Origin of the sequence: Solwaraspora sp. WMMD792 (assembly GCF_029626105.1) — a bacterium.
Taxonomy (GTDB): Bacteria; Actinomycetota; Actinomycetes; order Mycobacteriales; family Micromonosporaceae; genus Micromonospora_E.
Genome location: NZ_JARUBH010000009.1, coordinates 4,191,182 through 4,203,638, shown reverse-complemented (window position 1 = coordinate 4,203,638; position 12,457 = coordinate 4,191,182). Strand labels below are relative to the sequence as shown.

Here is a 12,457-nt window from a genome sequence, read left to right as displayed (position 1 = left end):
GGCACAGCGGAATCAACTTTTGGTGCACTGTGGTGCAGACGAACGATCGATTCGATGCACGTCGTGCCGTCGTACCGTCAGGAATGCGATTCGCCGATGCCATCGTGCCCACCGAGTGGGCCATGGACGAGTTGATCCACGCGGAATTCCACGGTGGTCGGACCGAGGACGCGCCGATGACCTGGGCACAGCAGGTCATGTGGCGGGCCGCCACCCTGTCGAGGACCCAGCACCTGTTCCTCAACCTGCGCCGGGTGCTGGCGGTGCCGCGTCGGGCCCCGGCCGACCTGTCCAGCGTGGTGCGGGCGATCGGCACGCTGGTCGGCCGGCACGGCGGGCTGCGTACCCGGGTGTGCCGGGCGGCGGACGGAACGTCGCGGCAGGAGACCGCGGCGGCCGGGCAGGTCCCGGTCCTGGTGGTTGCGGGCACCGGCGACGGCGCCGCGGCGGCCGCCGAGCTCACCCGCCGGCTGGGTGACGTCGCCTTCGACCACGGTCGGGAGTGGCCGGTGCGGTTCGCCGTGGTGCAGGTCGACGGCGTGGTACGCCAGCTGGTGCTGGTCTTCAGCCACTCGACCGTGGACGCGTACGCGGTCGAGGTGGTGCTGCGTGACCTGCGGCTGATCCTGCTCCGGGGCGACCTGGGCACCCCGGCCGGGCTGCAGTCGGTGGACGTGGCCCGCCGCCAGCACGGGCCGGACCAGCGGCGCTCGGGCCGTACCGTGGCGTACTGGCTCCGGCAGTACCGCCGGCTGGCCGACGTCTCGCTCGACGAGCCGGTGCCGCCGGCCACCCCACGGCTGCACCGGGGCACGCTGGTCTCGTCGGCCGCCGCCACCGCCGCCCGGATGGTCGCCGCCCGGCACCGGGTGAGCGTCTCGACGGTGCTGCTCGCCGCCACCACCGCCCTGTCGGCCGGAGCGACCGGGCGTCAGGTCTGCGGACTGTTCAACATGTCGCACAACCGCTTCCGGCCCGAGTACGTCAATGCGATCGCCAATCTCGGTCAAATCGGCTTCTGTGTGCTGGACATCGCCGATCGGCCGGGATTCTTTGAGCTGTTACCACGGATCTATCGGGTCGCGCTAGACGGCTATTTGCACGCCTACTACGACGCCGTTGCGATGCGGACGACGTTCGAGGAACTCGGCTACGACTACACCACCGCATTCCTGCCGCACTACTATTTCAACGACGTCCGGCTGCCCGGCGGGGACTTGGTGGACGACGCGCCGCTGGTCGCCGAGCAGCAGTTGCGGGCGGCCGCCGACGACAGTCGCTTCTCCCGGACCGACGGCCTGGACGCCGCCTCCTGGCACCGCCTGCTGCACGTGGTGGACGAGCCGGATGCGCTCGGCCTCACCTACACGGTCGACACCCGGTTCCTGGCACCGGAAACGATCGAGCCGTACCTGCGCGACCTGGAGGCGCTGCTCATCGAGGCCGCGTACCGGGACGTGCCGTGGCCCTGGCAGCCCGGCCCTGGCGGCGGACGGGGCCGGGTCGTCAGGTGAAGCCAAGCTGGTGCGCTAGGACGACATGGGCCTGCCCCGCCCCCGTCGTGTGGGAGCAGGGCAGGCCGCGGTAGGCGTGGTTGTTGCCTACGGTTCGCGGTACGACGTCCGTGGCTGGCCGTGATGGCCACCGCCGCCGGGATCGCCGGCGGCTCCGGGCTGTCGCCGAGCATCAGGAGGTTAGCGGTGCGGGCTGCGGGTGTCAGACCGGTGGGGCCGATGGTGAGCTGCGCCGCATCCCGGTGGACAGCCCAGGCGGTACGGGTGGATCGGCGGAGTCAGCGGGAGGCGACGCCGGCGCGGCGCTTGCTCCACACATCGAAGGCGACCGCGGCGAGCAGCACCGCACCCTTGACCAGCATGACGTTCTCACTGGGGGCGCCGATCAGCGACATCCCGTTGTTGATCACGCCCATGATCAGACCGCCGGTGACCGCGCCGACCACCTTGCCGACCCCGCCCTGCACGGCCGCCCCGCCGATGAACGCGGCGGCGATCGCGTCCAGCTCGAAGGTGTTGCCGGCGGTCGGTCCAGCCAGGTTGAGCCGGCCAGCGAAGATGATCCCGGCCAGCGCGGAGAGCACCCCCATGTTCACGAAGATCCAGAACACGACGGACTTGACCTTGACTCCGGACAGCACCGCGGCCTGCAGGTTGCCGCCGACCGCGTAGATCTGCCGACCGAACACCGACCGCTTGGTCAGCAGCGAGTAGCCGAGCACCAGTGCCGCCAGCAGCACCAGCACCCACGGCAGGTTCTTGAACCGGGCCAGCTGCACGATCACGAACAGCACCGCCGCCGAGGCGCCGACGATCTTGAACAGGAAGACCGGCATCGGCTCCACCGCCTGGTCGTAGCCGAGCCGGGCGACCCGGGCCCGCCATTGGCTGACCGCGATACCGCCGACCGCGACCAGACCGACCAGCAGGCTGACCAGATCGGCGCCGCCGAGCGGGCCCAACCCGATGTTGCCCAGATAGCCCTCGGTGAAGCCGTTGGCGAGGGTACGCACCGGATCCGGGAACGGCCCGATGCCCTGGTTGCCGAGCACACTCAGGGTGAGCGCTCGGAACAGCAGCATCCCGGCGAGGGTGACGATGAACGCCGGGATGCCGAAGTACGCGATCCAGAACCCCTGCCAGGCGCCGATCGCGGCACCGGCGATCAGGGTGATCAGCAGGGCGAGTGGCCAGGGCAGGTCGTGCTCGACCATCAGTACGGCGGCGATCGCCCCGGTCGCGCCGACCACCGAGCCGACCGACAGATCGATGTGCCCGGCGATGATGACCAGGATCATGCCGATCGCCAGGATCAGCACGTACGAGTTCTGCACGATGATGTTGGACAGGTTCTGCGGCTGCAGCAGCGCCCCGTCGGTCAGCACCGCGAACAGCACGACGATCAGCCCGAACGCGATGTAGATGCCGCTCTCGCGGACGTTGATCCGGGCGACGCTCACCGGTCGGCCCCCGATCCCTGCTCCTGTCCCTGCACCATGTGCTGCATGAGTCGCTCCTGGGTGGCGTCGGCCCGCCGCACCTCGCCGGTGATCCGGCCGGCCGACAACGTGTAGATCCGGTCGCACAGCCCGATCAGTTCGGGCAGTTCAGAGGAGATGACCAGGACCGCCGTACCGTTGTCGGCGATCTGGTTGATGATCGAGTAGATCTCGTACTTGGCGCCGACGTCGATGCCCCGGGTCGGCTCGTCCAGGATCAGCACGTCCGGCTCAGTGAAGATCCACTTGGACAGCACGACCTTCTGCTGGTTGCCGCCGCTGAGCTTGCCGACGATGCTCGCCACGCTCGGCGCCTTGATGTTCATGCTGCGGCGGAACTCCTGCGCCGTCCGGTGCTCGGCGCCTTCGTCGACCCAGCCGCGACGGGCCAGCCGGGTCAGCCCGGCCGCCGACACGTTGCGCTGGATGTCCTCGATCAGGTTCAGCCCGTACCGCTTGCGGTCCTCGGTGGCGTACGCGATGCCGTGGTCGATCGCCTCGCGGACCGAGCGCAGCTGGATCTGCCGGCCGTCCTTGTACACCCGGCCGCTGATGTCCCGGCCGTACGCCCGACCGAAGACGCTCATCGCGAGCTCGGTGCGGCCGGCTCCCATCAGCCCGGCGAGCCCGACGACCTCCCCACGGTGCAGGGTGAGGTTGGCGTCGGCGACGACCACCCGGTCGCCGTCCGGGGAGCGCACCGTCCACTCCTCGATCCGCAGCGCCTCGGCGCCGATCCTCGGGGTGCGCGGCGGGAACCGGTGCTCCATCGACCGGCCCACCATGCCGGAGATCAGCCGGTCCTCGGTCACCTCGTCGGTCGCCAGGTCGAGCGTCTCGATCAGTTCGCCGTCGCGCAGGATGCTGATCGTGTCGGCGATGGCGAGGATCTCGTTCAGCTTGTGCGAGATGATCACGCAGGTGATGCCGGTGTCCCGCAGCCCGCGGAGCAGGTCGAGCAGGTGCGCGGAGTCCTCGTCGTTGAGCGCGGCGGTGGGCTCGTCCAGGATCAGCAGCCTCACCTGCTTGGACAGCGCCTTGGCGATCTCGACCAGCTGCTGCTTGCCCACCCCGATCTCGGTGACCAGGGTGGTCGGATTCTCCGTCAACCCGACCCGGCGCAGCAGCTCGGCCGCCTGGTGGTTGGTGTGGTTCCAGTCGATCAGCCCACGGCGGGTCTGTTCGTTGCCGAGGAAGATGTTCTCGGCGATGGTCAGCTGCGGGCAGAGCGCCAACTCCTGGTGGATGATCACGATGCCCCGGTGCTCGCTGTCCCGGATCCCGGCGAACCGGGCCGGCCGGCCGTCGAAGGTGGTCTCTCCGGCGTACGACCCGTGCGGGTAGACGCCGGAGAGCACCTTCATCAGGGTCGACTTGCCGGCGCCGTTCTCGCCGCAGATGGCGTGGATCTCACCCCGGCGTACGGTCAGATTGACGTCGTGCAGAGCACGCACGCCGGGGAACGTCTTGGTGATGCCCCGCATCTGCAGGATGGCGTCGGTCGGCATGGTCGTGGACTCAGCCCAGCTGCTCGGCCGAGTAGTAGCCGCTGTCGATCAGCACCTCGTAGTTGCTCTTGTCGATGATCACCGGCTCGAGCAGGTAGGACGGGACGACCTTCTCCCCGTTGTCGTAGTCGGTGGTGTTGTTGACCTCCGGCTCGTCGCCGCTGAGGATGGCGTGCGCCATCTCGACGGTCTTCTGCGCCAGCTCGCGGGTGTCCTTGAAGATCGTCGAGTACTGCTCGTCGGCCAGGATCGACTTGACCGAAGCCTCCTCGGCGTCCTGCCCGGTCACCACCGGGTAGGGCTGGCCGGCGGTGCCGTACCCGCTGCTCTTGAGCGCGGACAGGATGCCGATGGAGAGCCCGTCGTACGGCGAGAGCACCCCGTCGACGGTGACGCCGCCCTGGTAGGTGCGGGTGAGCAGATCCTCCATCCGTCGCTGCGCGTTGGCCGGGTCCCAGCGCAGGATCGCGACGGTGTCGAAGTCGGTCTGGCCGCTGCGGACCACCAGCTTGCCCGAGTCGATGTGCGGCTGCAGCACCGACATCGCGCCGTCGAAGAAGAAGGTGGCGTTGTTGTCGTCCGGCGATCCGGCGAACAGTTCGATGTTGAACGGCCCGTCGGCCTCGCCGGCGGAGCCGTCCGCGTTGAGTACGCCGAGCCCGACCAGCAGCGACGTCGCCTGCTGTACGCCGACCTGGAAGTTGTCGAAGGTGGCGTAGTAGTCCACGTTGGGGCTGCCGAGGATCAGCCGGTCGTAGGAGATGACCGGGATGCCCTGGTCGGCGGCCTGCTGCAGCTGAGTGGTCAGCGCCTTGCCGTCGATCGAGGCGATGATCAGCAGCCGGGCGCCCTGGGTGATCTGGTTCTCGATCTGGTTGACCTGGGTCGGGATGTCGTTCTCCGCGTACTGCAGGTCGACTTCGTAACCCAGCTCCTCGAGCGCGGCCTTGACGTTGTCGCCGTCGCTGATCCAGCGTTCGGAGGACCGGGTGGGCATGGTGACACCGACCAGGGCACCCGTGTTGTCGCCGTTGCCGGTCTCCTGGTTGATGGTCTTCTCGCTGGAACCGCAGGCGGCCAGACCGGTCGCCAGGGCGGCGGCTGCGCCGATCGTGGCCAGCCGTCGAATCATGGTGCTGGTGCGCAGTTGCACGGACGTCTCCCTCTTCTGGGATGGGCTGCGGGCGGTGGCGCCGCAGGCGGGAGGTTGTGGTGCCGTGGGCGATGAGGTGCCGGGCCGCTGGGCGGTGACCCGGGCACGGCGGACGGCCGCTGGCCATGCGGCCCCGTCACGCTGTCGGGTTGCTGCAACTATCGGTGGCTATGTGAGTCGCAGTGTTATCGCTCACAAGATCGCTGTCAAGAGCCCCTGCGCGATCCTGGGGAAACCGATGCGAAACATCCGACCGCCCGCGCCGGTGCCGCCCCGACGCTTCCGTCGCGGGACGTTTCCACAGCTCAAGGGCTGGATGTGGAGCGCCGCCGGCTCGGCTGGCGGGCCGGTTCAGCTGGGTGCGGCGACGCTGCGCCGGTGCACCAGGGTCGGCTCGATGGTGTGCCGCTCGTCGCTGCGCGCGCCCGACTCGATCTGCCGCAGCAGCAGCGCCAGACTCGCCTTGGCCACCGCGTCGAAGTCCGGCCGGACGGTGGTCAGCGGTGGGGTGAAGTAGGCGGCCTCCGGCACGTCGTCGAAGCCGATGATGCTGACCTCGTCCGGCACCCGCCGGCCCCGCTCGCTCAGTGCCCGCAGGATGCCCAGCGCGAGGTGGTCGTTGGCGGCGAAGATGGCGGTGACGTCGCGCATCCGGGCCAGCATCTGCCCGGCCCGGTAGCCGGACGCCGCGCTCCAGTCGGCCGGCACCAGTGGCGGGACCTCGGCACCGGCGTCCCGCAGGGTCTGCTCCCAGCCGTGGATCCGCCCGGCGCTGTCGAACCAGTCGCCCGGACCGGAGACGTGCCAGACGGTCGGGTGACCCGCGTCCAGCAGGCACCGGGTGGCGGCCCGTGCCCCGGCCGCCTGGTCGACGGTGACCAGCGCGGTGTTGCGCTGCGGGTCACCGTCGATGGTGACCAGCGGCACCCCGGCCGGCACCTGTTCCACGGCCTCGCCGGCGGAGACCACCGGTGCGATCACTACCAGGCCGGCGACCCGCTGGTCGAGGTGGCGGTCGACGACGCCGGCGATGGACTGCCGGTCCAGGCTGCGGACGCTGCCCACATTGACCGCGAACCCGGCGGCCCCGGCGGCCTGCTCGAACGCGGCGAGCAGGGACGCCGGGCCGTAGAGCGTCGAGTTCTGTGCCACCACTCCGATCACCTGTGACTTGCCGGTGACCAGGGCGCGGGCGGCGCGGTTCGGCCGGTAGCCCAGCTCGGCGATGGCGGCCCGGACCCGCAGCCGGGTCTGTTCGCGCACGTTGGGGTGACCGTTGAGCACCCGGGACACCGTCTGGTGGCTAACCCCGGCCAGTCTGGCCACATCCGTCATCGCCGGTTCCCGGACGCTTCTGCTGCTCACCGCTGCCCACCTCAAGTCCGGCCGGGACGTGCCGGCACTGCCGATGATCTTTCAGACCCGGCGTGGTGCCAGGGCCGTGGAACTGGACCGGCCGGGTGGGCCGGGCTGTCTTCCGGTGCCCGTGCCAGCTCCGTCAACAGCGAGGTTAGCGGTCACCCGCCGGGAGCCGCCATGGGCTGGCGGCGAGCCGAGGGGAGAACCTGGTCCCATCGATCCGGCAGTGGTAGCCCACTACGGGGACCCGACCGGATATCCTTGTCTGCGACAGTTGTCGATGTTATCGCTCATCTGATCGTCCAGCCCCACTCGGTGTCGCCGAGGAAAGTTGTCGCAACAGAGCGGTAACGGCCGCGATCCACCCCCTTGACGTGCTTGATGAGAACGGTAACACTCCTGAAACGCGGCGGTTGAGCCCCAGCCGTCGATGGCATCCCGACCAGTCTGGCCACCTGGGAAGGGTGTCGGCAGGGTGAAAGCTCGGCGCATGCCGGGTGTTTGACCAGGCCACGAAGTTAACGCTAACAATCGGTCCACCGCATCCGTGGGCCGTTTCGACCGCCGGTCGTCCGGCCAACCGGCGGACGACATCAGCCTCAGCGGGAGGTAGGCAGTGTTCAGACGTTTTTCCGCCGTCATGATCGCGGCGATGATGGTGGCGACCACCGCCGCCTGTGGTGACTCGGGCGCGGAGGGGGGTGGCGGCGGTGACGACCAGATCGTCCTCGGCTTCTCCCAGGTCGGCGCCGAGAGTGGCTGGCGTACCGCGAACACCAAGTCGATCCAGGACTCCGCGGCCGAGGCCGGGATCAAGCTGCAGTTCGCCGACGCGCAGCAGAAGCAGGAGAACCAGATCAAGGCGATCCGCAACTTCATCGCCCAGCGGGTCGACGTGATCGCCTTCTCCCCGGTCGTGGAGTCCGGGTGGGACACGGTGCTCAAGGAGGCCAAGGACGCCGAGATCCCGGTGATCCTGACCGACCGCGCGGTGGACTCGCAGGACGAGACGCTCTACGAGACCTTCATCGGCTCCGACTTCGTCCTCGAGGGCCGGCTCTCCGGGGAGTGGCTGGTCGAGGAGTTCGCCGACGAGCCCGGCCCGGTGCGGATCGTCGAGCTGCAGGGCACCACCGGCTCGGCCCCGGCGAACGACCGCAAGCAGGGCTTCGGTGAGGCGATCGCCGCCGACCCGAAGTTCGAGATCATCGCGTCGCAGACCGGTGAGTTCACCCGGGCCAAGGGCAAGGAGGTCATGGAGGCCTTCCTCCAGGCCCACGACGACATCGACGTGCTCTTCGCGCACAACGACGACATGGGTCTCGGTGCGATCGAGGCGATCGAGGCCGCCGGTCTGGTGCCCGGCCAGGACATCACGATCATCACGATCGACGCGGTCCGGGACGGCATGCAGGCGCTCGCCGACGGCAAGATCAACTTCATCGCGGAGTGCAGCCCGCTGCTCGGGCCACAGCTGATGGAGCTGGTCGAGCAGGTGCACGCCGGCGAGTCGGTGCCCAAGCGGGTGGTCACCGAGGAGACCACCTTCACCCAGGAACAGGCCAAGGAAGCACTGCCCACCCGGGAGTACTGAGCCGGGCCGTCGTCCCGCCCGGCCACCGCGCCGGGCGGGACGACGGGGGCAGGCGCCGGCCGCCGGCCCGGTCGGCCCTCGCAGGCGCCGACCGGGCCGGCGGTGGCCGGCCGCAGCGACAGCAGTGAGAGGTACGGATGACCGACGCGGCGCCGATCCTGGAGATGACCGGGATCGGCAAGACCTTCCCCGGCGTCGTCGCGCTCGACGACGTCGATTTCCGGATGTTCCCCGGCGAGGTGCACGCCCTGATGGGCGAGAACGGCGCCGGCAAGTCCACCCTGATCAAAGTTCTCACCGGGGTCTACGGGATCGACCGCGGCGAGATCCGGCTCGCCGGCCGGCAGGTCCGGTTCGCCGGTCCGCTGCAGGCCCAGCAGGCCGGCGTCAGCACCGTCTACCAGGAGGTGAACCTCTGCCCCAACCTGTCGGTGGCGGAGAACATCTTCATCGGCCGGGAGCCCCGTCGGTTCGGCGCGATCAGGTGGGCCACGATGCGGCGCCGCTCGGCCGAGCTGCTGCACCGGCTGCATCTCGACATCGACGTGACGGCGCCGCTGTCCAGCCACTCGCTCGCCGTACAGCAGATGGTCGCCATCGCCCGCGCGGTGGACATTTCGGCCAAGGTGCTCATCCTCGACGAGCCGACCTCCAGCCTGGACGCCTCCGAGGTGGAACAGCTGTTCGCGGTGATCCGCCAGCTCAAGGAGTCCGGGGTGGCGATCCTGTTCGTCTCGCACTTCCTCGACCAGGTCTACGAGATCGCCGACCGGATGACCGTGCTGCGCAACGGCCGGTTGATTGGTGAGTGGCCGGTCGCGCAGCTGAGCCAGCTGGAGCTGGTGGCCAAGATGATCGGCAAGGACCTCAGCGTGCTGGAGCAGCTCGACGGTGAGTCCAAGCCGGACCTGGCCACCCTGGAGGGCGGTCAGCCGGTGCTGGAGGCGACCGGACTCGGCCGGTCCGGGGCGATCGCCCCGTTCGACCTGACCATCCACGCCGGCGAGGTGGTCGGCTTCGCCGGGCTGCTCGGATCGGGACGTACCGAGGCGGCCCGGCTGCTGTTCGGTGCCGACCGCGCCGAGCGGGGCCGGCTGAGCATCGCCGGCAGGCCGACCGCGCTGCGCGGCCCGCGGACCGGGATGGCCAACGGCATCGCGTTCTGCTCGGAGAACCGGCGGGCCGAGGGCGTGGTCGAGGACCTGACCGTACGGGAAAATCTGGTCCTCGCCATGCAGGCCGCCCGGGGGTGGGCCCGACCGATCCCGCGTCGCCGCCAGGACGAGCTGGTCGCCAAGTACATCGCCGCGCTGCAGATCCGCCCGGCCGACCCGGAGCTGCCGATCCGTAACCTGTCCGGCGGCAACCAGCAGAAGGTGCTGCTGGCCCGGTGGCTGATCACCGAGCCCAAGCTGCTCATCGTCGACGAACCGACCCGGGGGATCGACGTCGGCGCCAAGGCGGAGATCCAGCGCCTGGTGGTCGAGCTGGCCGGCGGCGGCATGGCGGTGCTGTTCATCAGCGCCGAGCTGGAGGAGGTCCTCCGGCTCAGCCACAAGATCGCGGTACTGCGGGACCGGCAGATGATCGACCAGCTCGCCAACGGTGCGGGCGTCGACGTGGACCGGATCATGCGGACCATCGCCGGGGAGGCGGCAGCATGAGCGACGCGCAGCGACGACTGACCGGCCTGGTCCGGCAGCGGCTGTTCTGGCCGGTGCTGATCCTGGTGGTGCTGCTGGTCAGCAACCTGTTCTTCACCCCGAGCTTCTTCTCCATCACGGTTCGCGACGGGCACCTGTACGGCTCGTTGATCGACATCCTGCGGGCCAGCACCCCGCTGGTCCTGGTCGCCGTCGGGATGACCGTGGTCATCGCCACCGGCGGCATCGACCTGTCCGTCGGCTCGGTGATGGCCATCTCCGGCGCGCTCGCCTGCCTGCACATCAGCGGTCTGGCCGACCAGAACAGCGTCGGGGGTGTGCTGTTCGCCGTCGCCCTGGCGCTCGGGCTCTCGGTGCTGCTCGGCCTCTGGAACGGCACCCTGGTCGCCGCGATCGGCATCCAGCCGATCATCGCCACACTGATCCTGATGGTGGCCGGCCGAGGGCTGGCCCAGCTGATCACCGACGGGCAGATCATCAACGTCAACTCGGCGCCGTACAAGGTGATCGGCGCCGGCTACGCGCTCACCCTGCCGGTGTCGGTGCTCATCGTCGTCGCGGTGGTCACCGCCGCCGCGCTGCTGATCCGGCGCAGTGCGCTCGGCATGCTGGTCGAGTCGGTCGGCGGCAACCCGACCGCCAGCCGACTGGCCGGCATCCGCGCCCGGCAACTCGTCATCCTGGCGTACGTCTTCGCCGGACTGTGTGCCGGCATCGCCGGACTCATCTTCAGCTCCAACGTCTCCAGCGCCGACGGCAACAACGCCGGCAACCTGATCGAGCTCGACGCGATCCTCGCCGTCGTCATCGGCGGCACCGCGCTCACCGGCGGCCGGTTCTCCCTCGCCGGCAGCGTCCTCGGCGCGGTGATCATCAAGGCGCTGGACATCACCATCTACACCATCGGCATCCCCAGCCAGGCGAACCTGCTGTTCAAGGCGGTCGTGGTCATCGTGCTGTGCCTGGCCCAGTCGTCGGCGTTCCGCGCCCGACTGGCCGGGATCACCCGCCGTGGCGGGCCCGCCCGGCCGCCGGCAACCCCGCCCGGGAAGCGACCGGACGGCACCGGTGGCGGGCTGCCCCAGCAGGCCGGCCCGGCGGCACCGGCAGAGGCGGAGGTACGGGCATGATCGACGTCAGCGACCCCCGGCAGGCGACGGCCACCGCGCCGACGCCGACCGTGCGCCCTCGGCGGTACCTGCCGCAGCAACGGCACCTGCCGGTGCTCGCCACCCTCACCCTGCTCGCCACCATGTACGGCCTCGGCGCGCTCAACTACACCGGGTTCGCCCAGCCACAGATCGTGCTGAACGTCTTCGTCGACAACGCCTTCCTGCTGGTCGTCGCGGTCGGGATGACCTTCGTGATCCTCACCGGCGGCATCGACCTGTCGGTCGGCGCGGTGGTCGCCCTGACCACCGTCTGCGCCGCCGTGCTGCTGCGCGAGGGCTGGCCAGCCGGCGTGGTGCTGCCGCTGGTCCTGCTCATCGGCACCACGCTCGGGCTGCTGATGGGCCTGATCATCCACTTCTTCGACATCCAGCCGTTCATCGCCACCCTGGCCGGGATGTTCCTGGCCCGGGGGCTCTGCCACCTGATCACCAGCGACTCGATCCCGATCACCGACGCGTTCTGGACCGGCGCGGCCCAGCAGCGGCTGCGTTTCGGCGACGGCTACTTCATCTCGATCAGCGTGGTCATCGCGCTCGTCGTCGTGCTGATCGCCGCCTTCGTGCTCGCGTACACGCCGTTCGGCCGCAACGTGTACGCGATCGGCGGCAACCCGCAGTCCGCGTTGCTGATGGGGCTGCCGGCCGGGCGGACCCGGATCGCCGTCTACACCATCAGCGGGTTCTGCGCGGCCCTCGGCGGCGTGCTGCTGAGCTTCTACATGCTCTCCGGCTACAGCCTGCACGCCCAGGGGCTGGAGCTGGACGCGATCGCCGCGGTGGTGATCGGCGGCACGCTGCTCACCGGCGGATCCGGCTACCTGCTCGGCACCGTCCTCGGCGTCGGGGTGCTCGGTCTCATCCAGACGATCATCGCCTTCCAGGGGACGCTGAGTTCCTGGTGGACGAAGATCGTCATCGGCGCGCTGCTGTTCGCCTTCATCATCCTGCAACGCCTGGTCACCCGGCGGCGCGGATGACTCACCATAGTGGCCAG

At 69.6% G+C, this 12,457-nt stretch carries 9 protein-coding genes; 5 read left to right on the top strand and 4 right to left on the bottom strand.

The features are described from left to right. Positions 1-83: 83 nt before the first annotated feature. Positions 84-1,514 carry a condensation domain-containing protein gene (locus O7629_RS19860; RefSeq protein ID WP_278170953.1) on the top strand — a complete coding sequence of 477 codons (1,431 nt, stop codon included), beginning with the start codon at positions 84-86 and terminating at the stop codon, positions 1,512-1,514. Between the two features lie 278 nt (positions 1,515-1,792). On the opposite strand, the gene mmsB is transcribed toward O7629_RS19860, so the two are convergent. From mmsB to O7629_RS19840, 4 genes are all read right to left on the bottom strand, one after another. Then, positions 1,793-2,974, bottom strand: coding sequence for a multiple monosaccharide ABC transporter permease (mmsB, locus tag O7629_RS19855; RefSeq protein WP_278170952.1), 1,182 nt, complete (start codon positions 2,972-2,974; stop codon positions 1,793-1,795). Further along, positions 2,971-4,521 carry a multiple monosaccharide ABC transporter ATP-binding protein gene (gene mmsA, locus O7629_RS19850; RefSeq protein ID WP_278170951.1) on the bottom strand — a complete coding sequence of 517 codons (1,551 nt, stop codon included), beginning with the start codon at positions 4,519-4,521 and terminating at the stop codon, positions 2,971-2,973. The genes mmsB and mmsA overlap by 4 nt, the downstream gene beginning before the upstream one ends. A 10-nt stretch (positions 4,522-4,531) precedes the next feature. Continuing rightward, positions 4,532-5,653 carry a multiple monosaccharide ABC transporter substrate-binding protein gene (gene chvE / locus O7629_RS19845; RefSeq protein WP_278174601.1) on the bottom strand — a complete coding sequence of 374 codons (1,122 nt, stop codon included), beginning with the start codon at positions 5,651-5,653 and terminating at the stop codon, positions 4,532-4,534. Between the two features lie 372 nt (positions 5,654-6,025). Beyond that, on the bottom strand, positions 6,026-7,009 hold the full coding sequence (locus tag O7629_RS19840; protein WP_278174600.1) for a LacI family DNA-binding transcriptional regulator: 984 nt from the start codon (positions 7,007-7,009) through the stop codon (positions 6,026-6,028). Positions 7,010-7,673: 664 nt separating this feature from the next. Here O7629_RS19840 and O7629_RS19835 point away from each other — a divergent pair. The 4 genes from O7629_RS19835 to yjfF all read left to right on the top strand — a co-directional run bounded on the left by O7629_RS19835 (position 7,674) and on the right by yjfF (position 12,440). Continuing rightward, complete coding sequence (locus O7629_RS19835) at positions 7,674-8,627, top strand: ABC transporter substrate-binding protein (protein WP_278174599.1); 954 nt, start codon at positions 7,674-7,676, stop codon at positions 8,625-8,627. Positions 8,628-8,764: 137 nt separating this feature from the next. Then, positions 8,765-10,291, top strand: coding sequence for a sugar ABC transporter ATP-binding protein (locus O7629_RS19830; protein ID WP_278170950.1), 1,527 nt, complete (start codon positions 8,765-8,767; stop codon positions 10,289-10,291). After that, entirely contained in the window at positions 10,288-11,421 is a 1,134-nt protein-coding gene (locus tag O7629_RS19825; protein WP_278170949.1) for an ABC transporter permease, read from the top strand. The genes O7629_RS19830 and O7629_RS19825 overlap by 4 nt, the downstream gene beginning before the upstream one ends. Then, a complete protein-coding gene (yjfF, locus tag O7629_RS19820; RefSeq protein ID WP_278170948.1) occupies positions 11,418-12,440 on the top strand; it encodes a galactofuranose ABC transporter, permease protein YjfF in 1,023 nt (340 codons plus the stop codon). The genes O7629_RS19825 and yjfF overlap by 4 nt, the downstream gene beginning before the upstream one ends. Positions 12,441-12,457 lie beyond the last annotated feature (17 nt).